The organism is Sediminibacterium sp. FW305-C-49 (assembly GCF_058231085.1).
Genome location: NZ_JBIQXS010000002.1, coordinates 80,513 through 101,753 on the forward strand (window position 1 = coordinate 80,513; position 21,241 = coordinate 101,753).

Annotated in this window: 24 protein-coding genes; 16 read left to right on the forward strand and 8 right to left on the reverse strand. The window is 41.4% G+C overall.

The annotated features are described in order from the left end of the window. From ACH3Z1_RS07690 to ACH3Z1_RS07720, 7 genes are all read left to right on the forward strand, one after another. The gene (locus ACH3Z1_RS07690) at positions 1-663 is read left to right on the forward strand and encodes a hypothetical protein (RefSeq protein WP_490821302.1); all 663 of its coding nucleotides are present in this window, start codon (positions 1-3) and stop codon (positions 661-663) included. A 5-nt stretch (positions 664-668) separates the two neighbouring features. After that, entirely contained in the window at positions 669-1,280 is a 612-nt protein-coding gene (locus ACH3Z1_RS07695) for a hypothetical protein (RefSeq protein ID WP_490821303.1), read from the forward strand. A 3-nt stretch (positions 1,281-1,283) separates the two neighbouring features. Next, positions 1,284-1,970, forward strand: coding sequence for a hypothetical protein (locus ACH3Z1_RS07700; RefSeq protein WP_490821304.1), 687 nt, complete (start codon positions 1,284-1,286; stop codon positions 1,968-1,970). After that, complete coding sequence (locus tag ACH3Z1_RS07705) at positions 1,963-2,253, forward strand: winged helix-turn-helix domain-containing protein (RefSeq protein WP_490821305.1); 291 nt, start codon at positions 1,963-1,965, stop codon at positions 2,251-2,253. Before ACH3Z1_RS07700 ends, ACH3Z1_RS07705 begins: the two co-directional genes overlap by 8 nt. A gap of 171 nt (positions 2,254-2,424) precedes the next feature. After that, positions 2,425-3,351, forward strand: a complete 927-nt coding sequence (locus ACH3Z1_RS07710) for an ABC transporter ATP-binding protein (protein WP_490821306.1) — start codon at positions 2,425-2,427, stop codon at positions 3,349-3,351. Continuing rightward, positions 3,335-4,210, forward strand: a complete 876-nt coding sequence (locus ACH3Z1_RS07715) for an ABC transporter permease (RefSeq protein WP_490821307.1) — start codon at positions 3,335-3,337, stop codon at positions 4,208-4,210. Before ACH3Z1_RS07710 ends, ACH3Z1_RS07715 begins: the two co-directional genes overlap by 17 nt. Before the next feature lie 9 nt (positions 4,211-4,219). Next, positions 4,220-4,921, forward strand: coding sequence for a LolA family protein (locus tag ACH3Z1_RS07720; RefSeq protein WP_490821308.1), 702 nt, complete (start codon positions 4,220-4,222; stop codon positions 4,919-4,921). On the opposite strand, the gene ACH3Z1_RS07725 is transcribed toward ACH3Z1_RS07720, so the two are convergent. Next, positions 4,922-5,797, reverse strand: coding sequence for an aldose 1-epimerase family protein (locus ACH3Z1_RS07725; RefSeq protein ID WP_490821309.1), 876 nt, complete (start codon positions 5,795-5,797; stop codon positions 4,922-4,924). It lies immediately after the preceding gene. A 3-nt stretch (positions 5,798-5,800) separates the two neighbouring features. After that, the gene (pdxA, locus tag ACH3Z1_RS07730; protein ID WP_490821310.1) at positions 5,801-6,889 is read right to left on the reverse strand and encodes a 4-hydroxythreonine-4-phosphate dehydrogenase PdxA; all 1,089 of its coding nucleotides are present in this window, start codon (positions 6,887-6,889) and stop codon (positions 5,801-5,803) included. A 116-nt stretch (positions 6,890-7,005) separates the two neighbouring features. Between pdxA and rsmA the strand changes: the two genes are divergently transcribed. After that, positions 7,006-7,761 carry a 16S rRNA (adenine(1518)-N(6)/adenine(1519)-N(6))-dimethyltransferase RsmA gene (gene rsmA, locus ACH3Z1_RS07735; RefSeq protein WP_490821311.1) on the forward strand — a complete coding sequence of 252 codons (756 nt, stop codon included), beginning with the start codon at positions 7,006-7,008 and terminating at the stop codon, positions 7,759-7,761. Positions 7,762-7,784: 23 nt separating this feature from the next. After that, positions 7,785-8,720 (forward strand): NAD(P)-dependent oxidoreductase, encoded by a 936-nt coding sequence (locus ACH3Z1_RS07740; protein ID WP_490821312.1) that lies wholly within the window; start codon positions 7,785-7,787, stop codon positions 8,718-8,720. On the opposite strand, the gene ACH3Z1_RS07745 is transcribed toward ACH3Z1_RS07740, so the two are convergent. Continuing rightward, a complete protein-coding gene (locus ACH3Z1_RS07745) occupies positions 8,721-9,434 on the reverse strand; it encodes a CPBP family intramembrane glutamic endopeptidase (protein WP_490821313.1) in 714 nt (237 codons plus the stop codon). Between the two features lie 179 nt (positions 9,435-9,613). Between ACH3Z1_RS07745 and greA the strand changes: the two genes are divergently transcribed. The 5 genes from greA to ACH3Z1_RS07770 all read left to right on the forward strand — a co-directional run bounded on the left by greA (position 9,614) and on the right by ACH3Z1_RS07770 (position 13,350). After that, the gene (gene greA / locus ACH3Z1_RS07750) at positions 9,614-10,090 is read left to right on the forward strand and encodes a transcription elongation factor GreA (protein WP_490821314.1); all 477 of its coding nucleotides are present in this window, start codon (positions 9,614-9,616) and stop codon (positions 10,088-10,090) included. A gap of 59 nt (positions 10,091-10,149) precedes the next feature. Next, the gene (locus tag ACH3Z1_RS07755; RefSeq protein ID WP_490821315.1) at positions 10,150-10,539 is read left to right on the forward strand and encodes an HIT family protein; all 390 of its coding nucleotides are present in this window, start codon (positions 10,150-10,152) and stop codon (positions 10,537-10,539) included. A gap of 99 nt (positions 10,540-10,638) precedes the next feature. Further along, entirely contained in the window at positions 10,639-11,958 is a 1,320-nt protein-coding gene (locus tag ACH3Z1_RS07760; protein WP_490821316.1) for an MFS transporter, read from the forward strand. A gap of 2 nt (positions 11,959-11,960) precedes the next feature. Next, positions 11,961-12,830 carry an MBL fold metallo-hydrolase gene (locus ACH3Z1_RS07765; RefSeq protein ID WP_490821317.1) on the forward strand — a complete coding sequence of 290 codons (870 nt, stop codon included), beginning with the start codon at positions 11,961-11,963 and terminating at the stop codon, positions 12,828-12,830. Between the two features lie 154 nt (positions 12,831-12,984). Then, positions 12,985-13,350 (forward strand): hypothetical protein, encoded by a 366-nt coding sequence (locus ACH3Z1_RS07770; RefSeq protein ID WP_490821318.1) that lies wholly within the window; start codon positions 12,985-12,987, stop codon positions 13,348-13,350. Here the strand turns inward: ACH3Z1_RS07770 and ACH3Z1_RS07775 are convergent. Further along, positions 13,347-14,141 (reverse strand): DUF3108 domain-containing protein, encoded by a 795-nt coding sequence (locus tag ACH3Z1_RS07775; protein ID WP_490821319.1) that lies wholly within the window; start codon positions 14,139-14,141, stop codon positions 13,347-13,349. The genes ACH3Z1_RS07770 and ACH3Z1_RS07775 overlap by 4 nt on opposite strands. A 9-nt stretch (positions 14,142-14,150) precedes the next feature. Beyond that, positions 14,151-15,023 (reverse strand): hypothetical protein, encoded by an 873-nt coding sequence (locus ACH3Z1_RS07780; RefSeq protein WP_490821320.1) that lies wholly within the window; start codon positions 15,021-15,023, stop codon positions 14,151-14,153. A 298-nt stretch (positions 15,024-15,321) separates the two neighbouring features. On the opposite strand from ACH3Z1_RS07780, the gene ruvC reads away from it, so the two are divergent. Further along, entirely contained in the window at positions 15,322-15,885 is a 564-nt protein-coding gene (gene ruvC, locus ACH3Z1_RS07785) for a crossover junction endodeoxyribonuclease RuvC (RefSeq protein WP_490821321.1), read from the forward strand. Between the two features lie 144 nt (positions 15,886-16,029). Here the strand turns inward: ruvC and ACH3Z1_RS07790 are convergent, their stop codons facing one another. From ACH3Z1_RS07790 to ACH3Z1_RS07800, 3 genes are all read right to left on the reverse strand, one after another. Beyond that, positions 16,030-16,827 (reverse strand): undecaprenyl-diphosphate phosphatase, encoded by a 798-nt coding sequence (locus ACH3Z1_RS07790; protein ID WP_490821322.1) that lies wholly within the window; start codon positions 16,825-16,827, stop codon positions 16,030-16,032. 87 nt (positions 16,828-16,914) lie between these two features. Beyond that, on the reverse strand, positions 16,915-17,154 hold the full coding sequence (locus ACH3Z1_RS07795) for a DUF3098 domain-containing protein (RefSeq protein WP_490821323.1): 240 nt from the start codon (positions 17,152-17,154) through the stop codon (positions 16,915-16,917). An 84-nt stretch (positions 17,155-17,238) separates the two neighbouring features. Then, complete coding sequence (locus tag ACH3Z1_RS07800; RefSeq protein WP_490821324.1) at positions 17,239-18,114, reverse strand: cell division protein FtsX; 876 nt, start codon at positions 18,112-18,114, stop codon at positions 17,239-17,241. A gap of 283 nt (positions 18,115-18,397) precedes the next feature. On the opposite strand from ACH3Z1_RS07800, the gene leuS reads away from it, so the two are divergent. Beyond that, entirely contained in the window at positions 18,398-21,235 is a 2,838-nt protein-coding gene (leuS, locus tag ACH3Z1_RS07805; protein ID WP_490821325.1) for a leucine--tRNA ligase, read from the forward strand. Positions 21,236-21,241: the final 6 nt, after the last annotated feature.

The window sequence follows — 21,241 nt, forward strand, 5'->3', positions numbered from 1 at the left end:
ATGGACCAACTGTTTTCCATTTTATTGATACTGCATATTACAGGTGGTGGTGCCGGACTCATAGCCGGCACCATTGCTGCGTCTGTAAAAAAAGGATCAAAGCCACACCTGTTGGCAGGCATTATTTTCTTTTGGGGCATGCTGGCAGCATCACTCAGTGCATTAATACTGAGCTGGCTTCCGGGTCATGAAAATTTATTTCTTTTTGCAGTAGGAGGCTTCACCTTATACATGATCCTGACAGGCTACCGTATCGTTATTTTAAAAAGGCGCTTCAAATCAACAGCCCTGAATATTCCACTGGTTGATTTTATCATCACCATATTCGGACTGGCATTTGCTGTTTTCCTGTTGATACAATCAGTAAAAGGCTTGTTGAACGGACATGTTTTCAGTATCGTGCCAGGTGTGTTTGGTGGTATCTGCTTGAGTTATGTGTTGCTTGATGCCAAATTATTCATGGGTCGAACTACTATTAAAGCCACATGGATGTACAGTCATATTGTTCGTATGATGGGTGCCATGATTGCATCATACACTGCATTCCTTGTTGTAAATGTGCAGATTCAAATGCAGTGGTTATTATGGTTACTGCCTAGTGTAATAGGTGCTATCTTTATCAGCTTCTTTATCCGTAAATATGCAGTGTCTTCCAAAAAATAATGCTTATGCCTGAACAAACACAAGAAAATAAGGAGGGAAAAGATTTTTCTCCTGAAGAAAGCCTACAGTTGATTCAATCAATGATCACCAAAACAAAAGATGCTGTTGCTGTAGACAGTTTTTATTTTTTGTTCTGGGGCTGGCTGGTATTTGCCTGTTGTGTGGTGGAATATGTTCTAATGGTATACTTCGAGTATCCCCATCATAGTTTTGTATGGTGGTCGATGCCATTGGGAGGTATTATTTCAGGTACCTATAGCGCCAGACAGGCAAAAAGGAAAACATCGATGACATATATTGAAGAAGCGCTCAGCTTTTTATGGATTGCTATTGGGATGTCTTTTTTTGTAATGGTATTTATCAATGTTATTTCAGAGGCCTGGAAAACAGCTTTTACCTATTATATACTTATGTACGCCATCGGCACATTTGTAAGCGGAAAACTTATTAGGTTCAAACCACTGGTAATCGGTGGAATACTCAATTTTATCCTTGCTGCCGTTTCTATTAAGTTTAATTTTGCCAACCAATTGCTGATAGGGGCACTGGCCATACTCATCAGTTATATCATACCCGGTCATTTATTAAGGATCAGGCACAACACCAAAAAACAATAAATCATGGCAGAGGAAAAAAAGATGACGGAACAGGAGAGCCTGGATCTCATTACCAATATGATCCAAAAGGCCAAGAGCAGCTACCATGATACCGGTATCGGCTCATTGTTATGGGGAACTGTGGTAGCTATAGCATCTATTGTATCATATTTTGAACGCGCCTATGATTTCAAAATTGGATTTGATATATGGCTGCTGGTTTTAGCAGCCATTATTCCACAGATCATTTTTTCCATCCGCGAAAAAAAATCTAATCAGGTAAAAAAACATGAAGATGATGCATTGAATGCTGTATGGCTGGTATTCGGGTTATCTATTTTCGCACTTAATATTTACCAGATTTTTGTTCCTGGCGTAACTGCAAAGTTTATTCAGGAAGATGGTTGGCAAATGACCAAACATTATCTCGATGGTAGTAAGCCAGATGAAATATTGCTTCCCTTTCCTCCCAGTTTTTACTCCCTGCTGATACTGTTATATGCTTTTCCAACCCTGGTTACAGGTGTCGTAAAAAAGTTTAAACCCATGCTCTATGGGGCCATCATTACTTATGGTCTCTTTATCTGGTCCTGTTTTACCCGCTCTGAGTACGACTGGTTACTGGGGGGCGCAGCAGCCATCATTTGCTGGTTCATTCCCGGCATCATTTTAAGAAGAAAATACCTGGCCCAACTGAAAAAGCATGTTTAAAGAACTGGATCCCATATTACATTCACAATTACGACTTGCAGTCGTAAGCCTACTCATTGGGGTAAAAGAAGCGGAGTTTACATTTATCCGCGAAAAAACCAATGCCACAGCGGGTAACCTGAGTGTGCAGGTCCAGAAACTGAAAGAGGCTGGTTATATTGAAGTAACCAAACAGTTTAAAGACAACTATCCCCAAACAACCTGTAAAATCACGGCTAAAGGCATTGAAGCCTTCGAAGCCTATGTACAGGCCCTGCAGCAATACCTGAAAGTAGGTGGGTGAGGGAGGAGGGTGTAGGATGGAGGATGTCAGATCTCGGATGTCAGATTTTAATAGTAGGGAAGTTTATAGACCATAGACCATGGACTATAGACTACCAACTTGCTCCAGCTTTTCACTTTTTCTTCTGCCTATCTCCCAAACTTCCGCTGTACTTTTGTGTTATAACTACGCATGCAATCAATTATACAGGTAAAAGGATTAACCAAGTCATTCAAAAACCTCACAGCCGTAAAGGATTTATCTTTTACCGTACATGAAGGTGATGTATATGGTTTTCTTGGTCAGAACGGAGCAGGTAAGAGTACAACCATACGAATGTTGCTTACCCTTATTGAACCAAGCGCCGGTTCCATCGAATTATTTGGAATGCCATTACAGAGCCACAGAACTGAAATACTTCGTCAGGTAGGTGCTGTAATTGAAAAGCCAGATGTATACAAATACCTGAGCGCTATTGATAACCTGCGCATCTTTGCCCGTCTGAGTGGATTAAAGCCTACCGACCAGCAATTGATGCAACAACTGGAAATGGTGGGCCTGGCTGAAAGGGCAAAAGATATCGTGAAAACATTTTCACAGGGAATGAAACAAAGACTGGGAATAGCGGTAGCACTTATTCACGATCCCAAACTGATTATTCTGGACGAGCCTACCAATGGACTCGACCCGCAGGGTATCGCCGATATCCGAAACCTGATACGCCATTTAAGCCGAGATCTCAATAAAACCATCCTGGTATCATCACATTTACTCAATGAAATAGAACAGATCGCCACTAGGGTACTGATAATCGACAAAGGAACCAAACTGGTAGAAGGTTCTGCGGCTGAACTGTTCGATCCGGCACAAACACTTGTTGAACTGGAAACATTGAATAACGACGCAGCTTTAGCACAACTGGAACAAAGCAGGTGGTCGGTAAACCTGCAGCCAAGAAGAACAGGAACATTACTGATTAAACTGCACAGAAACCAAATACCGGATTTACATAAAGACCTTGCAGCTATGCAGATCCCTGTATTGTCTATGCAGCCACGTCATTCACTGGAAGATTATTTTTTACAGGTAACATCAGCACAACATGCGCACACTCATTAATATAGAACTGTACAAAATATTCAAAAGGCCAAGAACCTATATTGCTTTTGCGGCTATAACAGCATTGATTGTACTGATACAATTCGGGTTGAAAATAGACGGGCAGACCTATGTAGATTTTATGTTGAACGATATTGGTTCAACACTTGAAATTGACGGGAATGTGTTGAATGGATACCTGGTTTGTTATATCATGCTGCAATTGTTATTGGTGCATGTGCCATTGCTGATAGCCCTGATTGCAGCAGATATGATTTCGGGGGAAGCAAATATGGGAACACTCCGGATATTACTGTCAAAACCATACAGCCGTACCTCATTCATGCTGGCAAAATTTATTGCCTCAACCATTTATACATTACTCTTGCTGGTATGGCTTGCTTTTCTGGCGTTATTTGTAAGTATGTGGGTTTTCGGTACCGATGACATGTTTCTGATGAAAAGTAGTTATGTGGTTTTATTAAAAGAGAATGATGTGTTCTGGCGATATATCGGTGCATTTATGTTTGCCGCACTAGCCATGACCACCGTTGCAGCATTGGGTTTCTTCCTGTCGGTATTTGCAGAAAATTCTATTGGTCCTATTGTGGCTACCATGAGTGTGATCATATTCCTTACCATACTGAGTACCATGAATATTCCTGTTTTCAATACCATAAAACCATACCTGTTTACCACGCATATGATTAGTTGGAAGGAATTTTTTGATATACAAGTAACAGAATCCAATGAAGCCATACTGGGAAGTATACAAAACAAAGACAGGATATTGAATTCTGCCATTGTACTGGTAATACATATCATCGTATTTGTGTCGGCAGCAATTGTGGTATTTAAAAAGAAAGATATTTTAAGTTAAAAACGCATCATGCAAAAACTCATCATACTACTGGTACTCGCTATTCACTGCTCACTATTCACTACTGTATCTGCACAAGATGCCACAGCGCTTGTAATGAAAGTAAAAGCCAAACTCGATCAGGTAAGTGATTATGAGGCTGATGGCAAAATGAAAACCAATGTGGCTTTTATAAAAGCGCCCATCGGCAGAGTGAAAATTTTTTATAAAAAACCAAATAAGTTCAGGCTAAAAAAAGACGGTGGCATCTCCCTTCTTCCCAAAGGTGGCGTTTCCGTCAACATGAATTCACTGGTAACAACAGATGAGTTTATGGCATTGGCAGCCGGAGAGGCAATGGTGGGAGGTATAAAAACAACCGTGGTAAAAATGTTGCCCACGAATGAAAGCAGCGAGATTGTATTGACTACCATGTATATTGATGAAGCAAACCTGCTGATTAAAAAAGCCGTTACCACTACAAAAGAAAACGGAACTTATGAGATCGAAATGAGTTACGGAAAATTTGCCTCTTTCGGACTACCTGATAAGGTCATTTTTAGTTTCAATACAAAAAATTATAAACTCCCTAAGGGGCTTACGCTTGAATTTGAAGACAATGAAAAGCCGTTATCCGAAGAACAAAAGCTTAGGAATAAAAAAGGGAGAGTAGAAATAACTTATACAAGTTATGCCATTAATAAAGGTATAGCAGATGCAGTGTTTAAATAATTAAAATACGCTTACCGACCAGCTACGCTGAAAACTTTCACCTGCTGGTAAACGATGAATGCCTTCTTTTGCTTCAAGCTTGCCTGGAGTATTTAAATGGTCTGCAATGCCGCACCAGGGCTCAATGCAAACAAAATCAGCATCTTTAGCGCTCCAGATACCCATATAGGGAAAGCCGGGATATGTTACTGTAAGTCCATGTGCATGTTTGTCGGATAATATAGAAATAGCAGTAGACCGAAGTGATTTAAATACAAGTGCATCTCCATAAAACAATGATTTGCGTAATGCAATCCGATCATTGTTTTGAAAAAAAGGAATGGCTTCTTCTTTAATCAACCCTTCCGGCGACAATGGCCAGATACCGGCATTTTCTTTTTCACTGAATTGCAGGTAATAATCTTCAAATACCATTCCTTCAACCAATGGCACCGCAAAAGCAGGGTGGGCGCCTACCGAAAAATAGATGTCTTGCTCATCTGTATTTTCAACCCTGTATGTGACATGAATCGTATCTTCTTCGAGGCGATAACCAACAGAAAAAGAAAAATGAAAAGGGTATACAAGGATGCTTTCTGCATCAGCATGCAAAGAAAAAAGGATGGAATCGTTTGATTGTTCTGCTACTGTAAACCTGCGGTCACGCGCAAAACCATGTCGGCCTAACTGGTATGTGTTATCATTAAATTGGTAGCTGTTGTTTTTTAATCCGCCAACAACCGGAAACAACACCGGACTTTTTTTACCCCAGAACTGAGGATCGCCAGACCACATATATTCCAGCTTTGTATTGTTATGAACAATACTTTGCAGCTCTGCGCCCTGATCGCTGATACTTACCGATAGATGATGATTGGATAAATGATACAACTGCATGTACTATTCTGTTTCTTCAATCTTTTCATCAACAGCATTAGCCAGCATGCGTGCACTCATTTTACGTAATGGATTCAAACGCATTTCTGCATACCCCATGCGGAAACGGATGATTTCAATACATTCAAAAGTAGCAGCGAGGAATGAACTATGGTCGGCCTTTCCTTTACCGGCAATATCAAATGCAGTTCCGTGATCGGGACTGGTACGCACGGCATTTAAACCTGCTGTATAATTAACACCTTCGCCAATAGCCAATGATTTAAAAGGTATCAATCCCTGATCGTGATACATGGCCAATACAGCATCGAAACGCTCATATTGTCCGCGCGCAAAAAAAGCATCTGCACTATATGGGCCAAATACCAGCATACTATGTTTGGCTTCCTTGATGGCTGGTTTAATGATGGTTTCTTCTTCGCTCCCGATCAAACCCTCATCACCCGCATGCGGGTTAAGTCCAAGCACGGCAATTTTTGGTTTATCAACACCAAAATCTTTTTGCAGACTGCTGTGCATGATCTTTAATTTACTGAGAATACCTTCTTTGGTAATATGTTTGGCTACATCTGCAACCGTAACATGTTCGGTAACGAGGCCAATGCGCATATTTTCAGCAACCATAAACATCAATACATCACTTACACCGAAAATATCTTTCAGGTAAGGGGTATGGCCGCTATAATTAAAATCGGGAGACTGAATATTTTTTTTGTGAATTGGAGCCGTAACAAGACCGTGAATATGCCCGGCTTTTAAAGCCTGTGCTGCTTCTTTCAAAGAAACCAGTGCATATTTTCCACCCGTTTCATTTAATTGACCGGGTGTGATGGCAATTTCTTCTTCCCAGCAAGGATAGATATTTACCTGTTTGGGGTTGAGCCTGCTGAAATCCTTGCCACTGGCATAGTTGAAATTGATCTCTGGTAAGCTCTTCCGGTAAAAATTAATGCTTTTACTATTGGCAAAAACAACGGGTGTGCAAATATCCAACAGGCGATGATCGCCAATGGTTTTCAGGATCAGTTCAATACCAATTCCATTGATATCACCACAGGAGAAACCAATTACTGGTTTTTGCATTTCATTCATCTGGAAAGCTTTAGAGCGTAAAAATACGGATAATTCAGGGACAGGGATCAGCCGATGGACTATAACATCCGCCATCTGCCATCAGACATCCGACATATAGGTGTATTTTTGCCTCAATGGAATATACCCTCAAAAAATCACTTGGTCAGCATTTCCTGAAAGATGAAAATATATGTCTGCAAATTGTAGATGCATTAAAGCAGGAATCTTTTTCACAACTGGTGGAAGTGGGTCCTGGAGGGGGGGCGCTGACTAAATACCTGTTGCAGTTAACGGATATCAGTTTTAGAGCAGTGGAATTGGATGATGAAAAAGTGGCTTACTTGGAACATACATATCCTGCCATTAAAGGGAAAATCATTCATGAAAGTATACTCGATGTAGCGGCGCCGTTTAATGACCAATTCACCGTGGTAGGTAATTTCCCTTACAATATTTCATCACAGATACTATTCCGCATACTGGAATGGAAGCAGCAGGTGCCGGTTATGATAGGGATGTTTCAAAAAGAAGTGGCTGAGCGGGTGGCATCAAAATCGGGTAACAAAGAATATGGAATATTAAGTGTGCTGGTACAGGCATTTTATGAAGTGGAATATTTATTTGATGTGCCACAGCATGCTTTTAACCCACCTCCAAAAGTAATGAGTGGGGTCATTAAACTAAAACGCAGAGAAACTGTTTGTGAGATGAAGAGTGAACGAGCTTTTTTTGTACTGGTGAAAGCAGCCTTTAACCAGCGCAGAAAAATGTTACGAAATCCGTTAAAAGGAATGTTTACGCCGGAAGTATTGCAGGAAGAGATATTTACCAAAAGAGCAGAGCAGTTAACCGTTGCAGATTTTGCAGCACTGACTTTCCGCATGAAATAATAAGAAAAGATACAAGAAAGAAGATGCAAGGGAACAAGGTGATTATAACAGCAAGAGCAAATCCATATTTGTTGGAAAGACTGGAGCGGGCGGGGTATATATGTGTGTATGCGCCAGATATTAATTATGATCAACTGAATGAACAAATAGCTGATTGTACGGGGCTTATTGTCACCACCCGATTACAGATAGATCGGGAACTGCTTGATGCAGCCCCATCACTTCAATGGATTGGCCGTTTGGGAAGTGGGATGGAAAAAATTGATGTGGCATATGCAAAATCAAAAGGTATAAAATGTGAAAGCAGTCCGGAAGGTAACCGTAATGCCGTTGCTGAACAGGCATTGGGTATGTTACTGGGTTTGATGAACAGGATCAACAGCAGTTACCAGGAAATTAAAGCAGGTAAATGGATCAGGGATGCCAACAGGGGTGATGAGCTTAGCGGAAAAACTGTTGGTATCATTGGTTTTGGAAATACCGGAATGTCATTTGCTCAAAAACTGGCTTCTTTTGAAGTTACCGTACTGGCCAATGACCTCTATAAATCAGATTTTGCAAAAGGCCTCATTCGCGAAGCGGGAGTGGAACAAATTCAGCGTTATGCTGATGTTGTGAGTCTGCACCTGCCATTAAATGAATCAACCTATCATTATGCCAATGATGATTTTTTTAATGGACTGGAAAAACAACCTTATTTTCTCAGCACCTGCAGGGGAAAGGTAACCGATACCAAAGCGCTGATACGCGCTTTAAAAAACGGGAAGATCAGGGCTGCAGCATTAGATGTACTGGAAAACGAGAAGCTGGAAACCTATACAGAAGATGAACAGGCAGATCTCGACTGGTTACTGCAACAACCCAATGTGATCATTACACCGCATATAGCAGGGTACAGCCATGAATCCTATTACCTGATGCCAAAAATTCTGTTGGATAAACTGGGTATTCAGGAATAATCATCCAGCGCTGTTACGGGCATACAGTTTTTCACCATCCATCTTTCGAACATATAACCAGGTACAAAAAACCGGTACCAGCACCTGGTACAGCATCATAAATAAGAATACCAGTAAGTCGTTTTGTTGAAAGGCATCATTTTTTACAGGTATCAGTATATGGTTTCCGATAGACCCACCTGAGAAAAGAATACTGCCAACACAGTTCCAGCCCAGGTGTAAGCCAATGGGCAGATAGAGTGAATTGGTTTTAAGAAAAGCATAGGCAAACATCCATCCTGCGGCGGCAGTGATTAAAAAGATAAAAAGCATTTGTAAGGGCTGCCCCATAGCACCATAGGAAAACCAGTGATAAATGCCAAATGCAATGGTAGAGAGCCATAAGCCTTTTACAGGCCCTAGTCTTTTTAAAGCGATATAAAACAAGGCGCCCCTGAAAATAAGTTCTTCATATAATACTGATCGAAACATCCACCAGAAAGCCTGACCAAAATCCGTTAGTTGATAAGAGGCATTCAATTGCCAGGAAAAGCCGGTCAACCATGAGCGGATCAGCTGAAAACAGGTTGCCAGCATCAGTGAAAGCATTAACCCGATCAACAACTGTTGAATACGTTTGAGCGTAGGTAACCAACCTAATACAGAAAGGTTTTTCTTTTCAACCAGCCTTAACAAAATGAGTGACAGAACGACTTCTATCAGGATTCCAATCATAACAGGCTGATTTTAAACTTTTTAAGTGTTTTTATCCTCATTCAAGATACTGGATTTTTAAAAATAAAAAACAATAATAGAAGCATTGAATTCTATATAATTTTCTATTTTTACAGTCATGCAACGCTGCAATCAAATGTGGCGTTGTATTTTTTTTACCCATTTTAAACCGAAAGAATATGAGCGAGAGTACCATGTATGTTACGAAGGAGACATTTGAGAAGATGCGTGAAGAGCTTCAGAAGATGAAATCGGTTGATCGTCCAGCCGCTTCCAGGGCCATTGCCGAAGCAAGGGAAAAAGGTGATTTGAAAGAAAATGCAGAATACGATGCCGCCAAAGAGGCGCAAGGCATGCTTGAGGCCAAAATCAAGCAACTGGAAGGTGCTATTGCCAACGCTAAAATTGTGGACACCAGCGATATTGATACCAGCAAAGTAACCATACTCACCAAAGTAACCATCACCAATATTGCCACTAAAAAAACGGTGACTTACCAGATTGTGGGTGAGAAAGAAGCAGACCTGAAAGCCGGGAAAATATCTGCAGGTTCACCTATTGGTAAAGGCCTTATGGGTAAAACCAGAGGTGAGGTAGCAGAAGTGCAGGCACCAACCGGTGTTATCAAATTCAAGATCGAAGACATCACTATCTAACATATCATCCGTTGCCATGATGTAAAACTCATGGCAACGGATGATCGTTATACCTTACTATGACCATTTTCTCCAAAATCATTGCAGGCGAAATACCATCTTATAAAATTGCAGAGAACGAACAGTTCTTTGCTTTTCTCGATATTTTTCCGCTGGTAGAAGGTCATGTATTGGTGGTGCCTAAAAATGAAACGGATAATTTATTCGATCTCTCCGACGAATACCTTTCTGCCATCCTTTTATTTTCCAGACCTATCGCTAAAGCCATAGAAAAAGCATTCCCCTGTAACCGTTGCGGCATCAGCGTGGTTGGACTTGAAGTGCCACATGCACACGTACACCTTATTCCTATTAACAGTGCGGATGACCTCAACTTCACAAGAGGCAAACTCAAACTCAGTCCGGAAGAACTGAAAGCAGCCCAGGAGAAAATTCTGGCGGAACTGTAGGGCGTGAGTAGTGAGTAGTCAATAGTCAGTGCGGAATACTCACTACTGACTACTCTCTACTCACTTTTCTCCTATCTTTAGTCAAACAAACCCCTCCACATGCAAACGACTGCTCCCAAAAGGGTCATCAATGGCTGGGCCATGTACGACTGGGCCAATAGCGTGTACAACCTCGTTATCACTTCAACCATCTTCCCCGCTTATTTTGAATCGGTAACAGGCGACGGTAATGATCAAACGTCGAACGATACGGTCATGTTATTTGGCCGTGAGTTTGTCAACACTTCCCTGTACAACTACGCATTGTCGGTAGCATTTATGATTGTGGCATTGATGTCGCCCATGCTGTCATCTATTGCAGATTATAAAGGCAATAAAAAAAGTTTTCTTTTCTTTTTCTGTACCATGGGTAGCATCGCCTGCAGTGCTTTGTTTTTTTATAACAGCAGCAACCTGGCTTATGGTCTTGCCTGTATGATTATAGCCTGTGTAGGTTACTGGAGCAGTCTTGTATTTTACAATTCATTTCTTCCTGAAATAGCTGCCCCCGTTGACCAGGATCGTGTGAGTGCAAAAGGTTTTGCAATGGGTTATATAGGAAGTGTTATTCTCCAGATTATTTGTTTTGTGTTTGTACTGAAACCAGACTTGTTTGGTATTACTGTTGGTAAAGCTTCTCAGATTTCTTTTTTACTGGTTGGTATCTGGTGGTGGGGTTTTGGCCAGTTGGCACTGAGCCGCTTACCTAAAACAAGTCCTGCAGGCAATCCCAATAGCAAGGGTAGCATTTTTACCAATGGATATAAAGAACTCAATAAGGTATGGAAACAACTGAAACACCTGCCTGTGCTAAAAAGATACCTGGCAGCTTTTTTCTTTTTTAATATGGGTGTACAAACGGTTATGCTCGCTGCCACCTTGTATGGTAAAAGCGAATTGAATATACCTACTACTAATCTTATCATTTCCATCCTCATCATACAACTGGTGGCCATACCCGGTGCATTTACCATTGCCAAGCTATCTGACAGGCTGGGAAATTTCAGGGCATTGATGATCACGGTTTCTTTGTGGATCATACTTTGTATCATTGGTTATCTCTTACCAAGAGATGGCATCAATGAATTTTATGCGCTTGCCGTATTGGTAGGTTTTGTGATGGGAGGCATTCAATCGCTTAGCAGAAGCACGTATGCCAAACTGATGCCCGAAACGAAAGACACCACTTCTTTCTTCAGCTTTTATGATGTAACAGAAAAAATAGCCATTGTAATTGGTATGTTCAGTTTCGGATACATCAATGAATACACCGGCTCGCAAAGAAATTCTGTGCTGGCACTCGTGGTTTTCTTTGTGATTGGATTGATATTGCTCACATTTGCATCGGCTACCAAACATAAACAGGGGAAAGTAGCATAAACATGAAATTGTATTCAATCAATAGCGGATATTTTAAACTGGATGGTGGTGCCATGTTTGGCGTAGTACCCAAATCAATGTGGAACAAACTCAACCCGGCAGATGAAAATAACATGTGTTCCTGGGCCATGCGTTGTTTACTGGTTGAAGATGGAAACAGGCTGGTATTAATTGATAATGGCATGGGTGATAAACAGGATGCCAAATTCTTTGGTCATTACTACCTGCACGGTGATGATGCACTCGAGACATCTTTAGCGAAATATGGGTTTAGTAAGCAGGATATCACCGATGTTTTTCTTACCCATCTTCATTTTGACCATTGTGGTGGCAGCATCATCCGCAAAGGAGATAAACTGCTACCTGCATTCCCCAACGCTACTTACTGGAGTAATGAAAAACACTGGAACTGGGCTGTTCAACCCAATGACAGGGAGAAAGCCTCTTTTTTAAAGGAAAATATATTACCCATACAGGAAAGCGGTCAGCTCAGGTTTATTGAAGCGCCGTTAACCAATTTTACCAAAGAGGGCAATCTTGAAACCGTTCCTTTTCTGGATCATTTTTCCATTCGTTTTGTGAATGGGCACACCGAAAAAATGATGCTTCCGCAAATAGAATACAAGGGTCACACACTGGTATACATGGCAGATTTGCTGCCTTCCACCGCTCATCTGCCCATTCCTTACGTGATGGCTTATGACATGTTCCCGCTCACAACACTACAGGAAAAAAAGAATTTCCTACAGGAAGCGGCAGAAAATAACTACATACTTTACTTTGAACATGATCATCTGAATGAATGCTGCACACTACAGGTGACTGAAAAAGGGGTAAGGGTGGCAGAGACATTTGCTCTTTCTGCTTTGTAAAATTGTAGTGTATTGTAGTATTTCACCTATTTTTTAACTTCAAAAAAACAGTGAAAAAACGCCATAAAATCGGTGTTTTTCAGGCTGTTATTGCCATTGTTTCATATTAAGTTTACATTGAAATCCTAGCTTTAACACGCTATTTTAAAATCCAATGTCCAAAAACCAGGTAACTGGATGTCCGAATTGCGGGTGCCGGATATCCTTCAGGCAGTTTATTCTGCTCAACAATTTTTCCGCGATCAACTGCGATACCTGCAATGCCAGGATAGAAATATCTAACAGAAATGGCAATGCAGTTATCGCGGCTGTTTCCGGACTCATCTCCGCTGCCACTGTTGTTTTTGCTGCTTATGCAGGCAAACAATATTTCAATTCCTTTTTATTGGGATTAACGGGTGGTATTTTGCTTGCCACCATTTTTGTGCTGATCATCTGCAAGGTTTTGTATAAACGTTCGCAGTTGTACAGGAGCATACAGAGCAGGCCCATTCATTATTCCGAAAGTGCCATTGTTTAACGATTGAAGCTGATCATAGAGCTTAACGGGTAACGCAGGTTGCGGTATTGCATCATATCAACCTTTACACTTCCAACCACGATCGGACTTTCTATTCGCAGTGGTATATGGTTTGGATCATCACTCACCCATACCGTCATTTTTTCACCCCCTTCAAATAGAGTGCCTTTCACCAGTAATGGTTTGAATTTGATGGCACGAAACTTTCCATACTTTGTTTTTATGGTTTCCTTACCCATGTATTTGATATAAAGATTGTACACTTCATTATCCAGAAACATAGCGAAAGGAATTTTATCTTCCGGCTTGTATTTGTTGAAGTCGATATTACGGGCATAATAAATGGAGCTAAGCACATCCTGAATACAGCCCGGAACCTTATAAACTCCTTCTGTTGTTACAGCCGTATTGGTTTCCTGGTTGAAAGTAATGTTCTCAAACTTTTTATACCCGCCTTCTTCAATATTTCGGATGAATTTCAGTGGTTGAAGATTGGCTGTATCAATATAAGACTCATAACGATCTCGCACCTTAAAAATCCAGTCGTAGCTTGGGTTGGAACTCCCCCTGCCTACAACATGATAAGCAATACGGTTATTCATTTTATCGAGTGATACAGAAAAATTGGCATTGCCTGCATTTACATACAAACCAATAACAGAATAAAATACATTGTAAGAAATACTCTCTCCTTCTTCAAAAGCTTTGTTGCGGATACCACAAAATTCATCTCCGGCCGACAATGGTTGCAGACCAATGATCCATGCGGTTAATAATAGAATTTTCTTCATGCTTGCCTGTTATTTATTGTTTCTGAACAACCTGATGCCCAGTAAAAAAACACTTCCTGCGATGGCCGGAATAATAAGGTTAATAATCCAGATACTTCCTGTCGTTGCAATGATGCCTAACAGATTTGTACTTAACATGCCAAATAATAACAAACTCACTTCCCCCCTGATACCCAGCTCTGCCAGTGTAATGCTTGGTACAATCGATAATATCAGTAACATTACCGCTACCAACGCTGCTGTGTCTGCTATACTTATTCCTACTTCAAACACCTGCATCATCAGTACATATTGCACTATAAATACAACGTACCGGAGCGCAGAAAGAAGTAAAATTTTTGTTAAGAACTTCCAGTCCAGCCTTTCCATATTCTCCACTACGAACCTGTATCGTGCCACCAGCGGTATTTTTTCAAGTAACCGGATCAGCCACGATAGCTTATAATACAGTAGAATAAGCAAAATCGTGCCAAAACAGAGGACTGTCATTAGACCGGTTAGCCAGAACATAGACAATCCTTCAAGCCGGTGGGTTGCATCGAGAATGAAAATCCGCATATACAACATGCCCACTAACCCCATCACAAAGTTCACGATGATTAAACTCATGCTGCCCACCATGGAAATGGCCATACCTTTCAGGCGATGGCCTTCATCAAGATAAAGTGATCTTGCAGCCGATTCTCCAAAACGGTTGATGCTGTTAAATACCAGTGCATGTCCTGACAAGGTAGCTTTAATGGCTTTCCAGAAAGAAATTTTTTGGACTGAATTTATCAGCACTTTCCATTTGAATGCTTCCACGCCAAAATTGGCTCCCAGTAACAGTAACGCCAGTATGAATTTCCAGGATTGGGTACTGCTGGCTGAAGAAAGAATCATAGCCCATGACTGCTGTAAATTATCCTGGGTCTGTATCTGCCGGTAAATGGAATAACACAGCCATATAAAAAGTACCGGGCCGAGGAAATAGTTGAGGAATATTTTTAACCGCTTATTCAGACAACATTTGATTTATTGATTACAAAGAACGGGGAAATAAGGGAGATAGTCCATGGTCCATGGTTAATAGTCCATAGCAGAACCTTGGGAGCGTTTTAACTCAGCAATTCACTATTGTCTATCTGCTATCAACTATGGACCGTGGACTATCTCCTTTCTTCCGTATTTTCACCCTCGAATGGCAAAAGATGAAATAATATTAGGCATTGACCCGGGTACCCAACTCATGGGTTATGCTATATTACGTATTCACAAAGGACAACCACAGGTGTTGCTGATGGATGTTTTAAAGTTGACAGCTCAGAAAGATATCTATGCACGACTTGAGACTATTCATGCCCGTGTTTGCGAGTTGGTTAAACTGTACAAGCCATCCACATTTGCCATTGAAGCCCCCTTTTTTGGTAAAAACGTACAGAGTATGCTGAAACTGGGAAGGGCACAGGGGGTTGCCATTGCCGCAGCCATGCAGGCTGGCTTAACGGTTACAGAGTATTCACCCAAAAAAGTAAAACAATCCATCACCGGAAATGGCAACGCCGATAAGGACCAGGTATGGAAAATGTTGCAGCGTATTTTACAGATAGAAGAGAAACCACAATATTTTGATGCTACCGATGCATTGGCAGTGGCACTATGTCATCATTACCAGTCATCATCGCCATTGGCAGCAGCAGGCAAAGGACTCAAAGGATGGGAAGCGTTTATTGCGAAAAACCCAGGGAGAGTTAAGAAGAGTTGAAGATGTCGGATGTCGGATGTCGGATGTCGGATGTCGGATGTCGGATGTCGGATGTCGGATGTCGGATGTCGGATGTCGGATGTTTGGGATTTGCAAGTTACAGTTCTTTTCAAATCTGACATCAGACATCCGACATCATCCAATCTATTTCAGGTATCCCGTTAACACCAGCACCAGCAAAATAGCGCCACCAATTACACGGTACCAGCCAAAGAGTCTGAATCCATGTTTTTGAAGAAAGCCAATAAAAAACTTGATGGCAAGCATGGCTACAATAAATGCAACCACATTACCTACTGCCAATGCAATCAGGTTATCTGTATTGGTTAACATCTCCGGATTGTCTTTCCAGGCTTTGAGTAATTTATAACCCGTTGCTGCAGCCATTGTTGGTACAGCGAGGAAAAAAGAAAATTCAGCTGCTAGTCCCCTGTTGAGTTTTTGCTGCATACCACCAATAATGCTGGCAGCACTTCTGCTCACACCCGGAATCATGGCCACACATTGCCATAAACCAATCATGAAGGCACGCACAAAACCAACTTCTTCTTCTTTTTCTATTGAAGGTTGCTGAAACAGTTTGTCGACGAATAATAGAACCACACCACCGGCTAACATTGTAATGGCTACGGTGAGCGGACTCTCGAGCAGGTCATCAATTTTATCAGAAAATAGTGCGCCCAATGCCAGTGCGGGAATAACGGCAATCAATAGCTTACCATAAAAACGCCAGCGATTAAGTGGAAAAAATTTCTTTCGGTACAATACCACTACCGATAAAATAGCACCCAACTGAATAGCCACTTCAAATAATTTGGTGAAATCGTCTTTGGCAATACCTAAAAACGAACTGGCAATAATCATATGCCCGGTAGAGGAGATGGGAAGAAATTCTGTTAAGCCTTCTACAACTGCAATTACAATGGCATCGAATATAGACATAGGAGAGTCAATGGTGAATGGTCAATGGTGAATGGTCAATGGGTAGTGATTTCTTTATACTTATTATTGACCATTCACCATTCACGTTTACTTACTTTTTTTAAAGATAGCATATATCTCCACCACCAATCCGATGATGATCAGAATAGGCGCAATGGTAATACGGGTAGTGCTGTACACTTCTTTGTAATCAAAAACATTGGGGTCGCTGCTTTTGCCACCACTCATCAGAAAAAAGCCGAGGGCAATGATGACGCCACCTATCAGCATCCACTTATAATTTTCTTTGGTAAAAAGCGGAGCCGCTGTATTTTTTGTTTCACTCATTGGAGTTGGTTTTATTGGTCAATGGTCAATCGGGAATGGTCAATTTGAAATATTTTTTCACCATTGACCATTCCCGATTCACGGTTAATAAAGATCATCCAGTTTCATCTTCAGGTATTTCAATACACTTCTATGGGTACTGTACACGGAAATGCCAACACCCAGTATAATCAATCCACCAAAAAGAATAAAAGTTAGTTTCCAGTCGCGAATGGCTTTCAGTTGCGGGAACTGGCTCTCGGCCCAGCTAATAATGCTGAACAATAATACAATGGCAATACCGGCACTGATGAGTCCATTGATAACAGCTCTGATATTTAATGGCCGTGCAATAAAACTGCGTGTGGCACCCACCATCTGCATGGTTTTAATAAGAAAGCGGTTACTGAACATGGCCAGGCGAATCGTATTATCGATACTCACAATGACAATCAGGCAAAGAATAATGGCAATGACCAGGAAGATCAGACCAATTTTCGCGGCACGTTCATTCAGGTTACCCACCAGTGTTTGCGGATACTGTATATCAGTAATCTGGTTTCCGTATTTTCCCAATAGCTCGGTTGAAATACGAACCAGACTGTCTTTGTTTACATAATCGGCTTTCGCATAAAAATCAATACTCTCGGGAAGCGGATTCATATCAAGAATCTTGGCCCAGTCTTCATTGTTCTCACGGTTCCAGATTTCCTGCGCCATTTTCTTGTCAACATAAGTCACCGTTTTGGTATAAGGTCTGCTGGCAATATATTGCTGTATCTGTCCGATGGTATCTTTATTCAGGGTGCGGAGATAGGCGCTGATACGGATATCTTCCTTGAATGCATTACCCACTGAATTAATATTCAGGAAAAACCATCCCATGATACCCATGATCAACAATACAAGACCCACCCCAATGATGGAATAGATATAATTGGGTTTGCTACGTTTTAAAGAAGATTTTGCGCTGTCTGCCATACTAATACCAGTTTTTCTCAGTTCACCCTTCTCCACCTGTAGAAGAAGGGCAGGGGATGAGGTAGCAAATGTAGGGTTTTGACGCCTAAAGACTTACATTTGCAACCACTCTAACGATCATTTTGCCATTGAAAATAGAGCAATCCTTACTTATTTGGGTTAAAGATATGTTAGGATTGCAGGCAGCCGGCGAAAAGCACTGTACCCACAGTAGCTGACAACCATTTCTGCCCATTCAATAACGGCTAAACAGTATCAAAAATTATATAGAACAGGATCAAATATGGAATACAATTTCACGGCGATTGAACCTAAGTGGCAAGACCAATGGAAAGCGGATGGTATTTATAAGGTAAACATCGATCCATCCAAACCCAAATACTATGTTTTGGATATGTTCCCGTACCCAAGTGGAGCAGGTTTGCATGTAGGGCATCCATTAGGTTATATCGCTTCCGATATTGTAAGCCGTTTTAAAAGACTCAAAGGATATAATGTATTACACCCGATGGGTTTTGATGCATTCGGATTACCAGCAGAGCAATATGCCATTGAACATGGTATCCATCCAAAGAAAAGTACTGAAACCAATATCAGTAACTTTATTGCGCAATTAACAAAAATCGGATTCTGCTACGACTGGGATCGGGAAGTACGTACCTGCGAACCTTCTTACTACAAATGGACCCAGTGGATTTTTCTCCAGCTCTTCAGTAGCTTTTATAACAGACAGACACAAAAAGCAGTACCCATTACCGAACTGGTGAAAGCATTTGAAGCCAATGGAAATGCAGATCATATTTGTCCGGGAGACAACAGTATTCATTTTACCGCTGCCGAATGGAAAGCATACAGCGAAAAAGAACAGCAGGATATTTTAATGCATTATCGTCTTGCCTTCTGTGGTTATGGTGAAGTAAACTGGTGTGAGGCATTGGGAACGGTATTGGCCAATGATGAAGTGGTGAATGGTGTGAGTGAACGTGGCGGACATCCAGTAGTAAAAAAGAAATTACGCCAGTGGTACCTGCGCATCACCGAATATGCCGATCGCTTATTAACCGGCCTCGAAACCATCGAGTTCAGCGAAGCCATGAAAGAAATGCAGACCAACTGGATCGGTAAATCTTCAGGAGCAGAGATCGGCTTCGAGTTACGAGCTGCTAGCTTCCAGCAGGAAAAAAACTTGCAGCTAGCAGCTAGCAGCTTGAAGCTTCAAGTTTACACCACCCGCCCCGATACCATTTTCGGTGTAGACTTTATGGTAGTGGCACCGGAACATGAGCTGATTGAAAAAATTACCACACCTGAACAGAAAGAAGCGGTAGAAACTTATATCACTTATGTGAAAAGCAGGAGCGACAGGGAAAGACAGGCGGAGAAAAAAATTACGGGTTGTTTTACGGGAGCTTATGCCATCAATCCATTCGATGGAAGAGCAATTCCGGTATGGATCTCTGAATATGTGCTCGCTGGTTATGGAACAGGTGCTATTATGGCTGTTCCATGTGGTGATGAACGTGATTTTAAATTTGCACAACATTTCGATATTCCGGTTACGAATATCATTGGCGAGGCATTTGATGGAAAAGAAGCAAACCCGACAAAAGATGCCATACTGAGTAACAGTGGTTTTCTGAATGGAATGAAAATGCGCGATGCCATTGAAGTTGTAATTAATAAGCTGGAAGAAATGGGCATCGGCAAACGCAAAGTGAATTATAAAATGCGCGATGCCGCATTCAGTCGCCAGCGTTATTGGGGAGAACCATTTCCGATTATGTGGAAAGACGGAATTGCCTATCCACTCGAAGAGTCACAATTACCACTTGAATTACCTGATGTAGAATCATACAGTCCCGGCCCTGAGGGTGAAGGCCCACTCGCAAACATCCCCGAATGGACCACTCAATTCACTACCTCCCCTTCCCCCCTTCAGGGGGCCAGGGGGCAGGGGGCTCTCGAAACCAATACCATGCCCGGTTATGCAGGCAGTAGCTGGTATTTTCTTCGTTATATGGATCCGCAGAATGATACAACTTTCTGCGACCGTACCATCAGCGATTACTGGAACCAGGTTGACTTATACATTGGCGGAACAGAACATGCGGTAGGACATTTATTGTACAGCCGTATGTGGACCAAAGCATTGTACGACCTCGGACATATTGGTTTTGATGAACCGTTCAGGAAATTGTTGAATCAGGGGATGATTCAGGGGAGTAGCAGGTTTGTGTATCGCAAAAAAGGAACCCAAATATTTATTTCAACCGGAATAGTTAATAAAGAGGAAGTGGATCAATTACATGTAGATGTTAATATTGTTGACGGCGTAGAATTAGATATCGAAGCGTTCAAGAAATGGCGCAATGGGGAGTATGCGAATGCAGAATTTATTTTAGAAGATGGGAAATACATCTGTGGGGTTGAAGTAGAGAAAATGTCGAAGTCAAAATTCAACACGGTTAACCCCGATATATTGGTGGAGAAATTCGGCGCCGACACTTTCCGTATGTACGAAATGTTCCTCGGTCCGGTAGACCAGAGCAAACCATGGGATACCAAGGGTATTGAAGGAGTACACCGTTTCCTGAAAAAATTATGGCGCTTGTTTTTTGATGAAACAAAAGGTAAAATCTGGACCGATGCTGCACCTACAGCAGAAGAATTAAAGGTCTTACACAGAACCATCAAGAAAATTGAAGACGATACAGAGCGTTATAGTTTTAATACAGCCGTAAGTGGTTTTATGATCTGTGTAAATGAACTGAGCGACCTGAAATGTCATAAAAAAGAAATACTCGAATCATTACTCATACTTATTACACCCTATGCACCACATATTGCCGAAGAACTCTGGCAACAGTTGGGTAACAGCGGTTCTATTCTCAATGCATCATACCCTGTTTTCAATGCGGCATATGTAACCGAAACCAGCAAAGAATACCCGGTAAGTATCAATGGTAAAATGAGAACCAATCTTACCATCACATTAGATGCCACAGAGGAGCAGGTAAAAGAACTTGTACTCGCCAATGAGCTGGTGCAGAAATGGATGGAGGGTAAACCTTTGAAGAAACTGATTTTTGTAAAAGGGAAGATGATTAATGTGGTGGTATAAAAAATC

Excerpts from the sequence above, each read along its gene's own strand:
- ACH3Z1_RS07765 (WP_490821317.1), top strand. The coding sequence starts at position 11,961 with ATGAAATTGTATTCAATCAATAGCGGATATTTTAAACTGGATGGTGGT.
- rsmA (WP_490821311.1), top strand. The coding sequence starts at position 7,006 with ATGGAATATACCCTCAAAAAATCACTTGGTCAGCATTTCCTGAAAGAT.
- ACH3Z1_RS07770 (WP_490821318.1), top strand. The coding sequence starts at position 12,985 with ATGTCCAAAAACCAGGTAACTGGATGTCCGAATTGCGGGTGCCGGATA.
- ACH3Z1_RS07705 (WP_490821305.1), top strand. The coding sequence starts at position 1,963 with ATGTTTAAAGAACTGGATCCCATATTACATTCACAATTACGACTTGCA.
- ACH3Z1_RS07795 (WP_490821323.1), bottom strand. The coding sequence starts at position 17,154 with ATGAGTGAAACAAAAAATACAGCGGCTCCGCTTTTTACCAAAGAAAAT.
- ACH3Z1_RS07800 (WP_490821324.1), bottom strand. The coding sequence starts at position 18,114 with ATGGCAGACAGCGCAAAATCTTCTTTAAAACGTAGCAAACCCAATTAT.
- leuS (WP_490821325.1), top strand. The coding sequence starts at position 18,398 with ATGGAATACAATTTCACGGCGATTGAACCTAAGTGGCAAGACCAATGG.
- ACH3Z1_RS07715 (WP_490821307.1), top strand. The coding sequence starts at position 3,335 with ATGCGCACACTCATTAATATAGAACTGTACAAAATATTCAAAAGGCCA.
- ruvC (WP_490821321.1), top strand. The coding sequence starts at position 15,322 with ATGGCAAAAGATGAAATAATATTAGGCATTGACCCGGGTACCCAACTC.
- ACH3Z1_RS07690 (WP_490821302.1), top strand. The coding sequence starts at position 1 with ATGGACCAACTGTTTTCCATTTTATTGATACTGCATATTACAGGTGGT.
- ACH3Z1_RS07700 (WP_490821304.1), top strand. The coding sequence starts at position 1,284 with ATGGCAGAGGAAAAAAAGATGACGGAACAGGAGAGCCTGGATCTCATT.
- ACH3Z1_RS07775 (WP_490821319.1), bottom strand. The coding sequence starts at position 14,141 with ATGAAGAAAATTCTATTATTAACCGCATGGATCATTGGTCTGCAACCA.
- ACH3Z1_RS07740 (WP_490821312.1), top strand. The coding sequence starts at position 7,785 with ATGCAAGGGAACAAGGTGATTATAACAGCAAGAGCAAATCCATATTTG.
- ACH3Z1_RS07780 (WP_490821320.1), bottom strand. The coding sequence starts at position 15,023 with ATGATTCTTTCTTCAGCCAGCAGTACCCAATCCTGGAAATTCATACTG.
- ACH3Z1_RS07755 (WP_490821315.1), top strand. The coding sequence starts at position 10,150 with ATGACCATTTTCTCCAAAATCATTGCAGGCGAAATACCATCTTATAAA.
- pdxA (WP_490821310.1), bottom strand. The coding sequence starts at position 6,889 with ATGAATGAAATGCAAAAACCAGTAATTGGTTTCTCCTGTGGTGATATC.
- ACH3Z1_RS07760 (WP_490821316.1), top strand. The coding sequence starts at position 10,639 with ATGCAAACGACTGCTCCCAAAAGGGTCATCAATGGCTGGGCCATGTAC.
- ACH3Z1_RS07745 (WP_490821313.1), bottom strand. The coding sequence starts at position 9,434 with ATGATTGGAATCCTGATAGAAGTCGTTCTGTCACTCATTTTGTTAAGG.
- ACH3Z1_RS07695 (WP_490821303.1), top strand. The coding sequence starts at position 669 with ATGCCTGAACAAACACAAGAAAATAAGGAGGGAAAAGATTTTTCTCCT.
- greA (WP_490821314.1), top strand. The coding sequence starts at position 9,614 with ATGAGCGAGAGTACCATGTATGTTACGAAGGAGACATTTGAGAAGATG.
- ACH3Z1_RS07790 (WP_490821322.1), bottom strand. The coding sequence starts at position 16,827 with ATGTCTATATTCGATGCCATTGTAATTGCAGTTGTAGAAGGCTTAACA.
- ACH3Z1_RS07725 (WP_490821309.1), bottom strand. The coding sequence starts at position 5,797 with ATGCAGTTGTATCATTTATCCAATCATCATCTATCGGTAAGTATCAGC.
- ACH3Z1_RS07710 (WP_490821306.1), top strand. The coding sequence starts at position 2,425 with ATGCAATCAATTATACAGGTAAAAGGATTAACCAAGTCATTCAAAAAC.
- ACH3Z1_RS07720 (WP_490821308.1), top strand. The coding sequence starts at position 4,220 with ATGCAAAAACTCATCATACTACTGGTACTCGCTATTCACTGCTCACTA.